This is a genomic window from Saccharothrix ecbatanensis (assembly GCF_014205015.1).
Classification (GTDB): Bacteria; Actinomycetota; Actinomycetes; order Mycobacteriales; family Pseudonocardiaceae; genus Actinosynnema; species Actinosynnema ecbatanense.
On record NZ_JACHMO010000001.1, the window covers coordinates 9,577,159 to 9,594,669 of the forward strand.

Below are 17,511 nucleotides of genomic sequence, written 5' to 3' on the forward strand. Positions count from 1 at the left end.
CGGTGGCCTGGTGCACCGCAGCAGAGCCGGGCTTGGCGTCGCGCTGCATCGACCGCCGGGACCTGTGGCTGGTCTTGGCCCTGGTCACATTCGTCGACGTGTTCGCTCCGAACGTGTCGCCGGGGCTTTGCCACAACTGGCGGTGCTGGGTCCGTCGGCGTACTTGCCCGGCAGGATACGGGCACGGTCGCGGCCCCGCCGTGCCCGCCTGACCGTTGACAGTGGTAGCGAGAGCGCCAGCCAGGCACCGCTGCCCGCCGCCGAGAACGAGGTTCCGCTCCCGACGGCGTGGTCCTGCGCGGGGACGCTGCCACCCAGGACGCCATCGCCACCCGCGCCCGGAAGTCCGAGAACCCCCCGACCGGCCTGACCTCTGGCACAGCGGGAACTGAGCGTCACCTGTCGATCGTGACCCGAACATCGTCCCCGGCCGCACACGTCCAGTCTCGGTGGGCGTTCAACCCAACCGACACGACGATGCAGAGCCGGGTCTTGACGGCACGAACCGCCAGGTACTCTTCCGTCGTACTTGATCAGGGGCTCATCTTGTGGTCATCCGCACGCGGAAATGGTCAAGTGCGTGCGGAAACTACAGGGCATGTAGGGCCCGTGCGAACATGAGCAATCTTGGCGGCGTGAAGTGGTGTTTCCACGTGACGTGACCGTTCGGTGAGCAGTTGATGTCCGCAGTAGTCGATCACTTGTTGCAGGTGCGTGCAGCCGCTCGGCGGCATGAGAGTTGTGCCTGTGGCGAGACAACCCTCACGCAATATGGGGGTGTTGTCTTGAACCATGCCAGATCTTCGTCTGTATTGGATCACTCGGTTGCTTCCAATCGAGGGGTCAACTCAAGCTCGTTCAGACTCACGTCCACGAACATTGCCAGTACTAGCGCGCAGAGTGCTACAGCTCAGCAGGTCGATGGCCTCTGAGCGACTACTGACCGATATTGAAATGAAACTGCGTAACTTCGCCGTTCTTCGTGCCAGCGAGAACGGTCGTGCCGTCAATTGAAACGCTCGTGACAGGTCCGTGCAGGACAAGGGTTCCGATCACCCGTAGCTCGACCAGGTCGTGAACTGTCACTGTGCCGTCCGCAGAACCTGTCGCTAGGTAGCGGCCGTCCCTGGTGATCGCGACACCTTCTCCGTCGCAGGCGATCGGGTAAGCCGAACGCTCGTCTTCTGGCCAGAGCTGTTCGGTGATGCCGCCGGACTTTACGCTCCACATCTCGATCGCTGCCCACTGCTCGACGTAGAGGCCGCCGATCTGAGCCACCGTGAGTACATGCTCTCCGTTGGGGGTAAACCTCACTGCCTGCACCAGGCATCCGTCTCGTGAGAGCTCACGAACCAGGCTTCCGGAGTCCGCGTCCCAGACTCTGACGATTCCATCGGGCGAGCCGGTGACCACGAGTCGGCCATCTGCTGAGATGTCGATCGCACTGACCGCGGAGGCACGGTCGACATAAAGCCGCACCGGACGCTTAAGCGGACAGTCGAGGCTGACTCCCACGGCAGGTAGTTCTGGGTCACTTGCCCCAGGCCTTGTCGACCACTCTGGGTCGACAGGGTGGCCGTCGATCATCATCTTGCGCACCATGAACTGACCTTGCAGGTCGAACACCTGGATATCGCCCTTGTGGGTCTGCACACCCAGGACGCAACGACTGCCGTCCGGGCTGATCGCAAGAGAATCTGTTCGAGGCATCGCGCTCAGAGTCTGGTTCAGCCGGCCTGTGGTCGTGTCCCAGATCTTGAGGTCGCCGTCATCGCCGATAGAAGCGCCGAGGGTTCCGCTGAGGCAAGTGGCTGTGACCTGGCCGCGGTGGCCTCCGTTAGTAAGGTGCTTCGCCGCTCTGGCCGTCGGCGCGAATACTCGTGGTGCCTTGGAGTACGACCCGGTGATCACTTTGCTGCCGTCTGGTGTGATGGCGAGGGAGTGCACATCCGCTTCGTCGTGCACGCTGAGGACCTCACGGCGGTTCAGGTCCCAAAGAGCAATGAATTGGCGTTGACGTCCGTGGGAGAGAACGGCGACGTACCGGCCGTCCGGAGTTACTGCTGACACAGCAGCTTTCCCGAACTTGTCACCGTGAACGTAGTCGACGTACTCCGGTAGGGCCGACTGCTCGTCGGCCCGGTCGAGAAAGTCGACCTCGGCGAGCGTCGGCGCGCCTCGCGCTCCGCTGGTGACGTCCCAGCAGGCAGGTTCTTCTCCGTATGTACGCGCGAGTACCTTCCGTCCGTCCTCGCTGAAGCACACAGACCCGTTCCCGCCGTACGAGAACCGGTGAACGACGGCTCCGGTCGCTACCTCGTACACCACCGTCTTCTGGTCGTACGAGCCCACGACGACCATGGTTCCGTCGGGCGATGCGTTCAGCGAGTATGCCCCTCGACCGTTCTCGGCGAGAGTGCGGGTGAGCAACCAGGTACTGATCCCCGGAGCGCTCCAGTCGACAGTGATGGAAAATCGCTCGTCATCTTCAGACGTGGCGAGCACGTCGATGTGCCCGATGAAGGCGCAGTCGTACCGGAGCTGTTGCAAAGCGAAGCCCTGATCAGCCTCGCGGTCCCATCGGCGCAGGGTGTGAGCTTGCCGACCGAGCGTCTCGTGAATGATCTCGACGGTATCGCTGCGGCCCATGGCTTGAAGGAGGGAGGATACCTCTGACAGCAGCGAGTCCACGCCGGTGGTAGCCAAGCGGGAGTGAAGATACCGAGGATCGGTGATGATCTCCTCGGTCAGCCTGTGCACTTCGGTCTTCTCGTCGTCGCGGGAGAATCGATGCCAGTCGATCAGGTAGCCAATCAGGTGCACCGCCGCGTGCTGGTCGGCGGTGTTGCCGCGCAGTGCGGTGATGATCTGTTGGGTGGCTTGCGCCGGAAAGATGTTGTGCTCCGCCGACGAACGAAGATACTCGCGCAACGCAAGGTGGTACGTAGTAAACGGGCCGTTGGGAAGCTCTCCCGTCAGATAGGGCGCGCAGGCTTCCAGCGCGTCGCAGACCGTCGAAAGCGGCAGTCCGGATATCAAAGCCAGCTGGTGTGGAGTGAATCCCTCGCCCCGGCTCTGTGTCAGCAGCCCGAGCACAGGACGGATCGAATCCCGCCACCGGTTGCCGTCGGCGCAAACCCTGCGGCCAAGAAACGCGTGATACAGCTCGGTCAGTCCGCGCGGCAGAGTGTCCACATCGACGTCCGACCCGGCGAGAAACTCGTCGGTTACCAGCGCCGCGTAGAGGAAATTGCCGTCGGCTGCCTTTCCAATTCGCCCCGCGACAGAGCCGAAGTCCGCGACGCCTGCGTGCCGCAGCCTGCGTTCGACGAAGTCGAGCACATCGTCGGTATCCGCAGGCTGGTCCTGCTGGAGCATGAGCCGTTGTCCGTGGGCAAACCGGCGAGCTGTCGAACCACCGCGGGTCGTGAGCATCAGACGGAGCCCTGGGATCGGATCGCGCTCGATAGTCGACAGTAACCAAGCCAGCGTGTGGCTGGTGCCGCCGTCCTGCTCGTCGGTCTCATCCACCCCGTCTACCAAAACCGTGGCTCGGGCACCGAGTTCGGTCAACGGCCTTCGGATGAACTCGTCGAGCAGCGTGCGCGGATCGTGCTCCGGCAGCACCAGCCTCCCGATGCCGATCACCTTGGAATCCCTCACGTCCCCGGCGATCTGCTGGTTCACGGTGATGGTGGCTCCCGTGTTCAACCGCACCAAGACCTCCGCGAATCCAGGCACGGTGGAGCAAAGCTGGCTCGCGATTCCTCCGAGCACCGCTCTGACATTCAACGACTGGAACCGCCCGGCCTGGCAGAAGTGCCACGCGTGCAACCAGCCATGACCCAAACCCTGGCGCGACGACGTCCGGCCCATGGCGATTTGGACCAGATGTGTTGCGAGCATGGACTTTCCGGCCCCCGGCTCCGCGACGACGACGAGCAACGACTCCAAGCTGTCGTGCCAGGCGGCGACGAGGTCGAGTGCCCAGTCGCGTGCGACGAACGAGTCGGACCGCTCGGCCAGTTCCGCGGGAATGTGGTGATCCATCGAAGTCTTCAGTCCCGCCTGCCGTCGATCCCGATGATCGTCGCCCGCTCCACGAAGCCAAGGTCCTGCCGGACCTCCACGTCACCGCTGGCCGGCGGCAGGTGGATGCCTGTCATGTCGCTGTCACAAACGGTTGTTGCCTGCTGGTCGGTGACCCATCGCCGTGCGGGCGCCACCTGGTTCTCGGCGTGTACCCGACGCCATTCCATCAGCGCCTGGAACCCGACGAGCGTGGCGAGTCCGACCCCAGCCGGCCAGCCCCAGCCACTGGTCCACACGTTGACCACCACGGCGATCGTGGCTGCGAGAACGATGCTGACGATGGCGTTCAGTGCCCGCTGGCGAACTCGGATCTGGCTGGACAGTGTTATCACCTCTGGACAGTTGGTGGATCGACGAAGTGTCGCAGCGGATGCACGACCGGTGGGTGGGTTCCGTTTCGTGTCGCCCGATCGGGTCAGTCTGCGGCGAGTCCTGTCTCTCCGGCCCCAGCGAGGAAGCGATCGTGCTCAAGCGGCCTGCACGCGAATTCCGTGAGTGTCGCCAACATCCGCTCATGGGATGTCCGTTCGGTTGACACTCGGTGTGAGAGAGACGGTGCTCAAAGAGCTGCTCGCAGCAGATGATCAAGCGATCACTTAGCGGTCATGTGTGCGTGGAATTGGTCAAATGCGGGCGGAACCTACAGGGCAGTAGAAGCCGCAGGACGCGTCGCCCCGGCGTAGTCGTCGCCGTTGTACCGGTAGTTGTCGATCTGCACCGGTTGCCCGAAGGTCGGCGCGTTGATCATCAGTCCGCCGCCGATGTAGAGGCCGACGTGGTGAATGTTGCCGGCTGTGCCGTAGAAGACAAGGTCACCCGGCAACAACGGCTGCCCGGCCGGGACGCGCGGGCCCGCGTCGAACTGGGTCTGCGCGGTGCGGGGCAGGGTCACTCCGGCGGCGGCGTAGGCGGCCTTGGTCAGTCCGGAGCAGTCGAACCCGGAGTGTCCGCCGTCGGGTCCGTTGCCGCCCCACATGTAGGGCAGGCCGCGCATCCCACAGGCATAGTTGATCGCGGCGTGGGTGACGGCGTTGGGGGCTTGGATGGCGTTGCAGTCGCCGTTGCCGACGCTGGTGGCGCCTGCCTCGGCGTACTTGGCGGCCTGTTTGAGGACCATGTCGACGTACCAGTCGGCGTGGTTGTAGGCGAAGATCGCCGCCCGTAGGTCGCCTCGCCGGAGGCCCTCGTCGCAGAGCAGGAAGGCCGCGGCGTGGACGGCGTCGTGCGGGTTGTACCGCGAGGGCGGGCTGGCGCCGCCCGGCGGGATCCGGTGTTTGGCGATGACGCCGTTGAAGGTCGGCGCGAGGAACTGCATCGGCCCGCCTGCTCCGGCGTGGTTCTCGCCCTCTGTCACGCCGGGTGCCTTCAGCCGGCCGTGGTCGGTCTCGACTTTGCCGATCGCGGCGAGCACGGTCCAGTCCAGGCCGGGGCAGTGCGGGGTGGCGGTGACGTAGAGCAGGCAGTAGTCGGGCGGGATGTCGGCGATGGACTTGGAGCAGTCGATGGTGGTGTTCGACGAGTTGCCGAACAGCGCGTCCACCACGGCACTGACGCTCTGGCCGATCATGACGGGGATGAGCAAAAGCACTGCGGCGGCGCCGATCGCTAGTTTGGCGAGCACGGGGTTCACCACCTCCCCGATTGGCCCGACCTGTGCGGCGGCGCCGCAGGCGGCATCGGCGAGGGCGGCGGTGCCATCGGATGCGGCGAGTCCGGGCCGGGCCCGGCGTCACCGCCGGTGGTGACCGGCGGCGGAACGTGCGGCCAGGCGTCGGGCAGCTCCGACAGCGCCCACCGTCGAGTCCCACCGGGCGGGGGGTCGAGGGGAAACCAGACCTCGTCGGCAGGGCTCGGGTGAGTCGCTCGGGGGTCGAGCAGTTCGGCCGCCGCGGTGGCGACCGGCACCGAGCGCCGGTCGTCCAGCTCGCGCCATGCTCGGGCCAACAGCCGGCGGGCGGTGGCTTCGCGTCGTGAGGTCGGAAGCCATACCAGCAATGGGGTCGTGATACCGGTGGCCTGCGCGAGCGCCGCATAGCCTGCCAGCTTCCCTGCCAGCTTGGCCAGGGCCTCGGTGCCGAAGTCGTACTCCAGGAACCACTCGACCTGTAGGTCACCGCACCGCCAGCGGCCGTAGCCGTCGGGCTTGATCAGGTCGCCGAAGTGGCGGGCGCAGCGGGTCTCCGACCACCACGTCGCCAGTTCGACCTGTTCACCGGGGCGGGGGTGGCGGGCGCGGTCGACCAGGGCGGTGAACCACTCGTTGACCCCGACCGTGTGGGCCAGCCGCAGGCTGTGGGCGACACCGAAGACCCGGTCGTGCCGGTAACCGAGGTCTTTGACGTCCATGCCGTCCTCGGCGGCGAGCACGGCCGCGCCGGCGGGCGCCAGGACGTAGTGCATGGGCGCGGTGCCGACGGTGACGAACGGTTGGAAGCGGTCGACGACACCCCAGAGGTAGAGCTCGCGCAGCCGCATCCGCCCGGACCGGAAGCTGGGGAAGGCCAGTGCGGTGATCTGGTGGGCGGTGAGCACCCGGTGCTCCCAGAGCATCCGGGCGATCCACTTGTCGCGCGGTGTCAGCCGCCACGCCAGCACGGCCTGGTGCTCGGCGGTGTTGGCCGCGCGCGGGTTGGGACGGGTGGGCTTGTGACCGCGAAGGGCACGCTGTCGGCTTGGATTGGTGATCATGAGCGCCTCCGGGGTGTTCGCCTGCGCTGTAAAATCTGCGGGCTATGAGGGGTCGGGATCGAAGTAGTCGCGTTGCAAAGCACGGCCGACGGCAAATCAGGCTCCATTCGCCGTCGCGGCAGTTGAACGTTTTCAAGTTGGCCGCGTTGATGGGACACCCTGTTGCTCGGCGTTTGCGTTGCCGTGCCGATTCTGGCCCGTGTGACGGAGGGGCGAAGTCTGTTCTTCTGCCTGAGTTTGACTGCCTTCTTCGCTCCGTTGGCGGTGGTGACGACGAGGCATACTCTTGCGGCGGCGTTCTTCAGGAGGAGTGCAGGGTATGGTGACCTGGCGTCGTCTGCCGTTAAGGTTTATTTCCCTCTTGTCTTCGGCGGCATCGGATTGATTTTGAGCCAGTGGCTCGTGCCTGGACAGTTCAAGGGTTCGGATCCGCTTCTTGTGCTGCTCATCGTCCTCGTGCTTGCAAAAGTCGAGAATGTGTATGAGGTTGTCCGTTCCTTCCGTCGACTGGTGGGGTCTCGGGCCGTGATTCGTTCGAGGATCAGTGATGTTCCGGTTAGGGTCGGGCGGCGTCGCCGCTCTGCTACCGCTGTTCGAAGGGAACGCGTCGCCGGCCACGGTGTGAAGCGAGGCGAACTCGCCTCCGCGCGGGCGCATGCAGAGGCGTGATGGCCGGCGAAAGATGCGGGCCGAAGTCAGCCGTTGCGGCGAGGGTCGGCGCTACGTGGGCGCGCGACGGGCGCGATCCGCCCTGCGGGTCCAGACGGATCCGACGGACCACGAGAAGACCGGGTACGGCCGGGCTCGGGACTGTCACCGCCGGTAGCAGCGGGCTCGGTCGTGCGGGTCCGGGCCGTGCGGCGCGCTACGGCGCGGATCTCCCGGGCGCGGCCGGGCACGGCGGGTGGGAGTGGCTGGGTGAGCATGGTGAACGGCTGGGCTTCCTCACCGTTGAGGACCAGGCGGACTGCGGCGTGGTAGGCGCCGAGGTGGGCGAGGTCGTGGTCGGACAGCCGTGGTGCGGTGTGGCGGGACAGTTCGCGGGAGTCCTCGGGCGAGGCGTTGAAGAAGATCTTGCTGCGGGCGTTGGTGGACATACCTTCCCGTAGTTCGCGTGGGAGTTGGCCGAGGTGTTGGTGGGCCAGCGTCATCGCGACCCGGAAGCCGCGGGCCTCGGCGAGCATGTCCTCGATGGGGTAGGGCAGGTTGAGGAAGTTGTGGCACTCGTCGATGACCAGGCTCGCGTCCCGGCGTTGCCGTTGCGGGGTGCGAGCCCGGCCGGTGGTGGCCTGCCAGGTGCGGGCGACCACCAGCGACCCGACCAGCCGCGTGGTCTCCTCGCCCAGCGAGCCCTTCGGGATGCGCACCAGACAGATGCCGCCGTCGAGAACCTCGGCCATGTCGACGGTGGAGTGGCGGCCCGCGATGGCGTCGCGGACGAAGGGGCGCAGCAGAAAGGCGCGGAGCTTGTTCATCAGCGGGCTGATGACCTGGGAGCGTGACGAGTCGGTGAGCTCCTCGTACCAGGACCAGAAGCCGCGCAGGACCGGGTCGGTGATGCCGGCGGTGAGCCGGCTGCGGAACGCTTCGTCCGCCAGCAGCTTGGGCAGGTCGGCCAGCGTGGCGACGCCTTCCTGGGTGCGCAGGGTCAGGCAGGCGGCACGCATGACGTCGTCGGTGCGCGGACCCCAGAACGCCGAGTACACCCGCCGAAACACCGACACGAGGTTGTCCACGGTCAGGTCGGTCTCCCCACCGTCGAGCGGATTCAGGCACGGTGGCCGCGACCTGCTGTCGGCGTCGAAGATCACGATTCGATCGGCAGCCGAGCGCGGCAGGCGGGACAGGACGTCGGTGACGAGGTCGCCCTTGGGGTCGATGAGCACGATCCCGCGAGCTGCCTCGGCGTCGGCGAGGATCATGTTGCCGAGCAGGGTCGACTTGCCCGAGCCGGTCGCACCGATGACATGCAGGTGATGGCGCGCATCCGGCACGCGCAACGCGACGGGACGTTGGTGGCCGGTGTCGGTGACACCGATCGGCTTGGCCTCCGGCCCCGGTGTGGCGATGCCCGGTGGGGGTGCGATGGCGCGGGCTCCGGCTCGTTGGATGCCGGGGATGGCCTCGTCGGTGGGCAGGTGCGCGATCGCCGCCAGTTCGGGCACCGACAGCAGGTCCCCGCGTCCGAGGCGGCGCGAGTCGATGACGCGACCGGGGTGGCGGACGCGGCGACGGGTGTAGTGGTTGTGCTCGGTGTAGGAGGCGAACGAGGCCGCCAAGGCGTGTGCACGGCCGCGGGCGACCTCCCGCGCCCGGCGGGCCTCGGCTTCGTCGGTGTCGGCCGGTAGCAGGGTGGCCACGGCGTAGCGGACGACCGTCTCGAACTGGCTGCCGCGTTGCTTGCCGACGATCGCGCGGTTTTGCGCCGCGTATTCCAGCGAGGTCTGCGGGTCGCTGTGCAAGGCTCCGGTCTTCGTCCTCGCCGTGGCAGAGCGTCGCGAACGGCTGCCCGTGCCTGGAGTGATCGTGTCGAGCAGGCGGCCGACCAGCCGGGTCGAACCGCCGGTGTGCACCTGTCGAGCCGCGCGGCGCGCGCGTTGGACCCGGCGGCCGGTGACCGGGCGGGCCAGCACCTGTACGCAGGCGTGCTCGGCACGTCCGAGCCCGACCGGCGCGCCGATCAGCGCGCGGATCGGGTCGGCGTCGAACGTGCTGCGGATGGGCAACGCCTCGGGGCGAGCCAGCCGCAGCTCGCCGCCGACCACCAGGCGCCGTTGTTCCTCACCGGCCACGGGCAGGGGCGGCTCGGCCGGGCCGACGCGGGTGTGCGCGCCGGGCCAGGCCGCCTCCACGGCGCGTTCGACCAGGCCGGGCGGGATGACGCCGGGCACCCACAGCCGGATCGCGACACCGGCCTCGGAGAACACGTACTCGCACGCCACGTGCGGCTGGCCGGTGAACGCCCGCCGCCACCCGGGGCGCAGCAGCCCGACGAGGTTGGACCACAACGCGGCCCCGCCCGCGGGGTCCACTGTGGGCGGGGCGAGCACGGTGACCTGACGGGCGTCGGCCAGCAGCTGCTCGTGGCAGCGTCGGGCCCACCACCGTCGGCCGAGCAGGATCCCGGTGATGAGCACCGCGAGGACGGGGGCGGCGATCGGGCCCCAGTCCAGGGCGAGGTCCCGGAGCCGGGCCAGCAGCGCGAGTAGCGCGCCGCCGGGGTCGCGTAGGTAGTCCTCCATCCACCCGGCGGCGGCATGGGCCGTCGAGTGCGTGGGCGCGGCGGTGAGAAGTGGTTCCGGTGGCTGGTCGAGGGTGGGCGGTACCCACGTCGATTTTCGGGGCAGCATGAACGAGTCTCCTCACGGGAGATGTGCGTACGAGGTGTTGGTGCGCGCGTGGTCAGGCGGCGTCGAGGTGGACCTGGTCGTCGTCGGAGTCGGAGCCGAACTCGTCTCCGTCGAAGCCCAGGTCGACGAACGCGGCCTCGGCCTCGTCGACCGGTTCGGCAGTGTCGGCGTAAGCGGCGAGTTCGGCCGGGTTGCTGGTCACCAGGTAGTGCTCGGTGGGCGAGGCGATGCTCTGGAACGCCACCCTCTGAGTGCCTGCTGACAGCAGACCCTGGCCGCGGTCGGCGGACAGCAGGAACGCCCGTTCTCCGGCGGAGAGGTCGAAGGTCCGGGTGATCTCGTCGATTGCCTGCGACGCCTGCCGCAGCAGGATCTGGGTCGCTGCGTTCGCCACGACGGCCTTGCCCAGGTCGCTGCCGAGCACGTCGGCGGTGTCCTGGGTCGCGACGGTCAACCCGGCCCAGTGCTTGCGGGACGCCTTGGCCATGCGGAACAAGAACTCGGCACCGGACTTGTCCTTCATCAGCAGCCATGCCTCGTCCACCACGACCAGGCGCGGGCGGCGGATGGCCGGGTTGGACACCCGCCGCCACACCGCGTCCAATGTGAGCAGGGTGCCGATGCCCTTCAGCTCGTCGGGCAGGTCGCGCAGGCTGAACACCACCAGGTGCCCTTCGGGGTTGACGCTGCTTTGTCCGTCGAACAGCTGCTTGAACGCGCCCTCGACGAACGGGTGCAACCGAGCGGCGAGCTCACCCGCGGCCCGATCGCCGGCCTGCCCGGCGCCCGCGAGCTGGTCCCGCAAGACCCGCAGCGTCGGGGACGGCCGGGTCCAGGTTCGCGCATCGGCGGTGATCCCCACGCTCTGGTAAGTCACGGCGATCGCCCGGTCCAACGCCGCCCGCTCCGCCGCCTCCAGCTCACCACCGATCAAAACGGCGATGACGGTGTGCAGGAACAGCGACCGACGCACGAGCGCGTCTTTCGGGGCGGTGCGGCGGCCGTCGGCGCGGGTGTGGATGGGCAGGTCGAAGGGGTTGAGGCGGACACCTCGCGCGCCGAGGTGGACGTAGGCGCCGCCGACCGCGGCGGCCAGCCGGGCGTACTCGTCCTCGGGATCGACAACGACGATTTCGATGCCCCGGTACAACGACCGCAGCAGCTCCAGCTTCACCAGGTACGACTTGCCCGCGCCGGAGCGGCCGAGGATCACCGAGTTGTGGTTGTGCATCCCGTCGCCGAACCGGTCCCAGTGCACCAGCCCTTGGGAGCCGACGTTGTAGCCGTAGAGCACCCCGGACGGTGCCGCGACCGAGGTGGGGTCGGGGGCGGGCAGGTCGGGGCTGGTGAACGGGAACGCCGCCGCCAACGCCGAGGTATCGAACGTCCTGCGCATCCCGATGAGGTCCAGGCCCATCGGCAGCGTCGAAACCCAGCCCTGAAGCGACCGATAGGTGGTGTGCTTGGCATCCAGCAGCAGGCTCGCGCACAGCGACCGCAGCGCGGCCACCTCGTCCGTGAGGGCTTTCTCGGTGGCGGCGTGGATCGTCAGGTACAGGCCGACCCGGAACAGCTTCCCCTCACCGCGGGCCACCCTTGAGCTGAGGTCGTAGGCGTCTTCGGTGGCGGCTTCGACCTGGGGGTCGAACAGGCGGCCGTGCTCGGCGGTGTGCCGCCGCCCGGCCTCCAACTTGGCGAGCTGTTTCTTGAGCCGGGAGGCGGCGGTGGCGGGGTCGATCGGCTCGATGTGCACCGAGACGTCCAGGCGACCGGGGTAGGTCAACAGCGGTGAAAGCCAGCCAGGGTGCACCTCACGCGGGAATCCGACCACGGCGAAGCTGGAGACCCACTCGCCGCCGACCTCCAGGTGCCGGGCCGCCACCGACAGGGCGTCGGGTGTGAACGCGGCGGCTGCCGACGAGGCTGTCGCCGGAGCGGCCGGGCTGTGGTTGCCACGGTTCTTGCGTGTGCGGGCACCCATCAGGACCGCCCCCTCTCGTCCTCGTAGTCGTCCGGGTAATCGTCCTCGTAGTCCCAGTCGTCCCCGTACTCGTCGCTGTCCTCCGACCGGCTGGGTGCCGCGGCGAGGTGCGCAGAGAAGCGGCCGTCGTCGAGGGCGTCCTCTGCGAGGTTCGCGCCGGAGGTGGTGATGACCTCGTCCGCTCCGGCCAGCCCCGCCGAGGGCGGCAGCAGGCTGTCGGGGTTGCACGCCGCAACCAGCACCGCCGTCGTCTGTCCGGCGTCGAGCGGGGTGACCACGATCCCGGCCGGGGACAGCAGCTCGATCACCTCGCCGAGACGGCGCACCAGCCGGGACTCCGCCGCCCGGCGGGTACCGGCGTCGATCTGTCCGCCCGCGTGCTTGCGGCGCTTGCCCGCCATCGACCCGAGCACCGCCAGCGGGCCGGGCCCGCCCAAGCCGTCGGTCGGAGCGGCGACGCCGAGCGGCTCGCGCAGCACGAGCAGCACCTGGCGGCGCAGCAGGTCGGACTGCCGGCCGAGCTGGACCAGGTAGTCGGCGTGCTCGACCGCTGCGGCCTCCAGCGCCGGGTGCGGCAGCCCACCCGAGCGCTCGCACAGCTCGGCGATCTGGGCGGAGAGGTCGAGTCGTTCGGTGCGCACGAGCACCTGCACCGGTGCGGTCAGGGAGTGCAGGTATCGGCCGAACGAGGTGACCAGCGCTTCCTGCTCGTGCGGGGTCCGCAGCGCAAAGTTCACCGTCAAGGCGACCGCGACCACCGCCAACCCGTCGCCACCGAGGTCGACCACCCCGGTCTCGGTGACGGCCTCCGCCGGCAGCCGCAACGCCGAGGGCGACACCTGCTCGGGCCGCCCGGTCCGGCCCTTGCCGCCCTTGCGGCGGCCCGCGGTCTGGCCCGTGCTCAGGTCGGTGTCCGGGGTAAGCCAGGCAGGTGCCGGGCGTACACCCTCCGGGGCGGCGACCCGGTGCCGGGGTGCGACCCGTTGCCGGATCGCGGCGACGAGCAGCTTGTCCATCGGCACCCCGTCGCGCTTGCCCAGGGCGAGCATCGCCGACGCCGCGCCGACCGGGACGGCGAACGCCAAGAACACCGGGATCGGGACGACGGCACGGGTGGCCGCCCAGATCAGGTAGAGCACCGCCCCGGCGGCGGCGAGGATGGCCAGTTGGCGTGCGGTCAGCGGCCCGAGGACGCGGTCGTGCATGTCGACATCGGCCGGGATGCGAACGGGAGCGGTCATGGAGTCTTACCTCCTGGTTTGGTGCTCGGCCGCGCCGGCGGCGGCGGTGGCGGTGGTGAGCTGCAGACCGGCGTCGTTGGTGGCTTGGCGGACTTGGGCAGGTCCAGCGGCAACCGCAACTGCTGTCCCGCGCGCGGCGCGCGCCGAGGCGGTATCTCTGGTGCCGCCGGTGGCGGAGCGGCTGCGGGCTTGGTGACGGGAGCCCGGCGCAGGCCGTCCAGCGGCAGCGGGTACTGGCCGCTGCGGGTCGCCCGGTTGCCCTTGTATGGGTCGAAGGGCAGCTCCGGCTGGACCACCCGACGTCCGCTCGGTCGTGGGCTTGGTGGAGTCGGCGGACTCGCCGGGCGCGGCACTCGACGTACTCCGTCCAGGGGCAGCGGGTACTGACCGGACCGGTTCGGGCTGTTGCCCCGGTACGGGTCCAACGGCAACTCGAGCTGCTTGCCCCCGGCCGTGCGGGTGCGACGACCGCCGGTGTCCGTCCCGGTGGGGGAGGCCGGTGGCGGCGTCGTGCGCTGGACGTCCAGGGGCAGTCGGTACTGCCCGTCGCGGCCGAGCACCGGCTTGTTCTCCGGCCAGTCGTCACCCAACGGCAGCGCCAGCTGGCGGCCCCGCGGACCGGAGGACTTCGGACCGGACTTCGGCTTCGGCGCGGGCTTGCCCGTCGGGCGGGTGCGGCGCACGCCGGGCAGCGGCAGGACGTACTGCCCACCTCCGGTGGTGCGAGCGTTGGCGTACGGGTTCGACGAACCGCCGCCGCCGCTGGAACCTCCACCACCGTTGCCGCCCCGGCCTCCGCCCGAGGGGCGAGGCTTCGGGCTCTTGCCGCCGCCGTGACCACCGAGCAGACCGAAGGTCTTGTAGGCCAGGAAGCCCTTGACCAGCGACCCGATCAGACCGCGCCTGCCGCCCCCGCCGCGCACCGACGACAGCACCCAGAACGGGATCTTGAACAGGATGTACATCAGCGCGAGCGCGACCAGCAGGTTGATCAGACCGGAGGTGGTCGGGCCGAAGAGCGTGAACCCGCCGGGGGCGAGGAACACCTTCATCGCGGTGATCAGCGTCAGGCTCTGGCCGAGTTGGATTGCGAGGCAGCCGCCGTAGGTTTTCCACCACAAGTAGGCGATGCCCTCGGTCTGCGGCAGGGCGTGGAACATCAACGCCATCGGCGCCCCGGCGATGAGGATGATGGTCAGCGCGACCCGCACCACGTAGGTGATGAGCAGCGCGACGAGCATCCCGGCGAGGAAGATGCCGATGAAGATGATCCAGATGCCGCCGTTGAGGCTGCCGAGCACGAGGTTGCGCAGCGTCTCGCCCGCGGAGTTCGCGTCGACCCCGCCGCCCATGATCGCCGCGACGAGCGCGTTGGCGATCTGGATGCCCTTGGTCGCCACCCACAGCGACAGGGCGCCGGCCAGGAACCCGACCACCAGGCGCGGGGCGAGTTCCTTGATGGAGTGTCGGGTCTGGACGGTCTGGTACCCCATCGCGATGACCCCGGCGATGAGCACGAGCAGGCCGTAGGAGACCAGCAGAATCTGCCAGGAGTTGTCCCACAGCTCGCCCACCCGCGGCAGCGAGTCGGGCATCGGCGTGGTCAACAGCGTCTTGGACAGCAGGTCCAACAGCGGGTTGAGCGCCTCGGTGACGATGCCCCGGAAGAAGGCGTTGATGGCCTCGGTGATGCAGGCACCGATGTCGGTGATCCCGCAGTCGTCCTCGGTCTGCTCGCCCTGTCCTGGCTGCCCGGCGCCGGGTGTGGTCGTCGGTGTCGGGGTGGCGCCGGGTTGCGGGATGCAGCCCTCGCCCGTGCACGGCGGCGACGGCGGGGTGCTCGGGCCGGGGCACCCGGGTTGCAGCGGTCCTGGGACGCAGCCGGCCGAGGTGGACGGCCTGCTGGGGTTGGACACGGGCAGCCCGGTCGTCGTGGCCGTCGTCGGGTGTGCGGGCGGGGTGCAGATCGGCCGGAGCGGCGAGCCCGGTCCACACGGGTCCGGGTCGACGGTCGGGCTCGGCAGCGGTTGTGCGGCGGCGACCCGCGTGACGAGGGAGCCCGACCCGGATGTGAGTGCCACTGCGGCGAGAGCGATGCTCAGCAGGACGACCAGGCTCGCCGCCAACGCCGCCAACGCCGCCAACGCCGCCAACGCCGGCAGCGCCCGGTCGCGCGTCGTGCGGGGCGGTCGCAGCACCCGGCGGGCCTGACGGGGGCTCGCGGCCGGAGGCGCGAGCATCTCCCGGCGGTTCGTCGACACCGATCCGCTTCGCGCGGTGGGCGTTGTGTCGTGCGGTGAGCCGACGGTGGGGCCGACCGGTGTGCGGCGTGGGGCAGGCCTGATCGGCCTGTTCGGCGGGCGCATCGCCTCAGGCCCCCACGATGCCCTTGAGCACGGTGACGACCAGTGGTGCGAGCGCGGCCAGGGCGTAGCCGATCCCGGCGGCCTTGAACGCCTCCTTGGACTTCTCCTGCTCGCCGGGGTCACCGCCGCCGAACACGCGGCGGACGCCCCCGATGGTGAAGAACACCGTCGCCAGGCCGGCGAGGATGCCCATCAGCCAGTTGCGGATGTTGGTCAGGACCTCGTCGACGCTGCCCGCGATCGCGAGCACCACGGTGTCGGCGTGCGCCGTCGCGCCGGAGGCCGGCAGCGCCACCACGACCAGTTCGGCAACGAACAGCACGCGACGGCGGATGCTGCGGCGGCGGTCGCTACGCCCGTCAGAGGTCGGAGGTGTGTTGCCGTCGTTGGTCGGTCGCCGCAGGCCCGCGCACGTCGGTGTGTGGGCACGCGAGGTCACCTCGCGGCGGCTGAGGACGACCCCGCGGTGAGGCCGGTTGTCACCGGGCCGGCAGTGGTGGTGAGGGCGAACTGGGGTACGGGTCAGGCGCATCGCGACGCTCCCGGAGTCGTGCCCGACGGCCGCTGTGCCGAATGCTGTGTGGACTCGCGCGGCGGCGTGGGCGAAGAGGTGGTGTGCGCGGGGGTAGCTGGTTTCCTCCCGCACCCCTGAACTCCGGAAATTCGGCCCTGCGGGGACACGCGGTCGCCGACTTTCTTCGCCGTGCGCGTCGCCAGATCAGTGACACTGCGTGACGCAGAGGCGGCGGTGGTCGTGTGCTGTGTGGCGGCGGTGATGGTCAGCGCGTCGGCCACCCGGGTCGCCACGTCGCCCCCGTGCAGTCCGGCGTGCGGGGTGGCGGTGGTGTCGTCGAGCAGGTAGGCGACCAGACGGTGCTCGGCGCGTTGGCGAGCCTTCTTCGCTGCTTGGTAGGAGAGGTTGCGTTCGGCCGCGGCGGCGGCCAGCGGCACACCTTCCAACCGGGTGGAGCCGATGAGTTCGGCCTCGGAGGAGGTGATGGCGTGCTCGGCGACGGCGCGGGCGAGGACGAAGTCGGGGTGGCCCCATGGGGGCGGCGGCACGGTCGAGCGGAACCCGTGCCCCGAGGGCACCGGCGCGTCCAGCTCCTCGCGCACGCACGCGTGGCCGGCGCGGTAGGCGGCCCACCGCAGACGCAACATGACCCGCGGACGGCGCAGGTCGATCTCGCCGAGTTCGGCGACGAATCCGGCGAGTACCGCGGCGTGGATGTCGCTCGGGTCACCGGCGAACTTCGCCGACAAGGTGGCGGCGATGGAGATCAGCGCGGGCAGCGCGACCCCGACCGCGCCGACGGTCCAGGCGCCGCCCTCGGTGCGGGCGAGCAGGACCAGGTGTGCCCACGCCGCGTCCCTCAGCGTCTGCGGGCAGCGGCGGCGCAGCAGCCGGTCGCGCAGCTCGTCCAGGGGCACCCGGCGCGCCGGAAGACCGGGGAACAACCGGCCGTCCACCGACACCGGACGCGGCCCGGCGACCAGCCACTCGAACGCCGACCGCGCCGCGTCCAACGGCATGGAATCGCGCTCGAAACCTGAGCGCGGAATAGCCTCACGTGAACTCATGGAATGGCTCCCGAAAACAAGTCGGAATCAACGACTTGCCCAGGACGCCACAGCAGGTAGTACCAACCGATGACCAAACTGGTACCGAACTAGTACCGCAGAGGTACGGGCGATCATCACACCCGCGCCGCAGGTGTCACACGATCCACTCCGGCTGTCTTTATGGATCAACGAGCACCGCCACTCAAGATCAAATAGACTGGGCCGGTATT

The 17,511-nt window shown here is 69.0% G+C and carries 11 protein-coding genes; 1 reads left to right on the forward strand and 10 read right to left on the reverse strand.

The window, feature by feature from the left end:
• Positions 1–936: 936 nt before the first annotated feature.
• The 4 genes from F4560_RS42870 to F4560_RS42885 all read right to left on the reverse strand — a co-directional run bounded on the left by F4560_RS42870 (position 937) and on the right by F4560_RS42885 (position 6,780).
• The gene (locus F4560_RS42870; RefSeq protein WP_184928722.1) at positions 937–4,050 is read right to left on the reverse strand and encodes a P-loop domain-containing protein; all 3,114 of its coding nucleotides are present in this window, start codon (positions 4,048–4,050) and stop codon (positions 937–939) included.
• Positions 4,051–4,058: 8 nt separating this feature from the next.
• A complete protein-coding gene (locus tag F4560_RS42875; RefSeq protein WP_184928723.1) occupies positions 4,059–4,424 on the reverse strand; it encodes a hypothetical protein in 366 nt (121 codons plus the stop codon).
• Positions 4,425–4,732: 308 nt separating this feature from the next.
• Positions 4,733–5,659, reverse strand: coding sequence for a C40 family peptidase (locus F4560_RS42880; protein WP_184929730.1), 927 nt, complete (start codon positions 5,657–5,659; stop codon positions 4,733–4,735).
• Positions 5,660–5,718: 59 nt separating this feature from the next.
• A complete protein-coding gene (locus F4560_RS42885; RefSeq protein ID WP_184928724.1) occupies positions 5,719–6,780 on the reverse strand; it encodes a replication-relaxation family protein in 1,062 nt (353 codons plus the stop codon).
• 201 nt (positions 6,781–6,981) lie between these two features.
• Between F4560_RS42885 and F4560_RS42890 the strand changes: the two genes are divergently transcribed.
• A complete protein-coding gene (locus F4560_RS42890; protein WP_184928725.1) occupies positions 6,982–7,449 on the forward strand; it encodes a hypothetical protein in 468 nt (155 codons plus the stop codon).
• A 26-nt stretch (positions 7,450–7,475) separates the two neighbouring features.
• Here the strand turns inward: F4560_RS42890 and F4560_RS42895 are convergent, their stop codons facing one another.
• From F4560_RS42895 to F4560_RS42920, 6 genes are all read right to left on the reverse strand, one after another.
• The gene (locus F4560_RS42895; RefSeq protein ID WP_184929731.1) at positions 7,476–10,022 is read right to left on the reverse strand and encodes a type IV secretory system conjugative DNA transfer family protein; all 2,547 of its coding nucleotides are present in this window, start codon (positions 10,020–10,022) and stop codon (positions 7,476–7,478) included.
• Positions 10,023–10,182: 160 nt separating this feature from the next.
• Positions 10,183–12,111 carry a VirB4 family type IV secretion system protein gene (locus F4560_RS42900; protein ID WP_184928726.1) on the reverse strand — a complete coding sequence of 643 codons (1,929 nt, stop codon included), beginning with the start codon at positions 12,109–12,111 and terminating at the stop codon, positions 10,183–10,185.
• Complete coding sequence (locus F4560_RS42905) at positions 12,111–13,352, reverse strand: PrgI family protein (RefSeq protein ID WP_184928727.1); 1,242 nt, start codon at positions 13,350–13,352, stop codon at positions 12,111–12,113. The genes F4560_RS42900 and F4560_RS42905 overlap by 1 nt, the downstream gene beginning before the upstream one ends.
• A complete protein-coding gene (locus F4560_RS42910) occupies positions 13,349–15,613 on the reverse strand; it encodes a TrbL/VirB6 family protein (protein WP_184928728.1) in 2,265 nt (754 codons plus the stop codon). Before F4560_RS42910 ends, F4560_RS42905 begins: the two co-directional genes overlap by 4 nt.
• 109 nt (positions 15,614–15,722) lie before the next feature.
• Positions 15,723–16,040, reverse strand: coding sequence for a pilin (locus F4560_RS45305; protein ID WP_184928729.1), 318 nt, complete (start codon positions 16,038–16,040; stop codon positions 15,723–15,725).
• A gap of 200 nt (positions 16,041–16,240) precedes the next feature.
• Complete coding sequence (locus tag F4560_RS42920) at positions 16,241–17,299, reverse strand: hypothetical protein (protein ID WP_184928730.1); 1,059 nt, start codon at positions 17,297–17,299, stop codon at positions 16,241–16,243.
• Between the last annotated feature and the right edge of the window lie 212 nt (positions 17,300–17,511).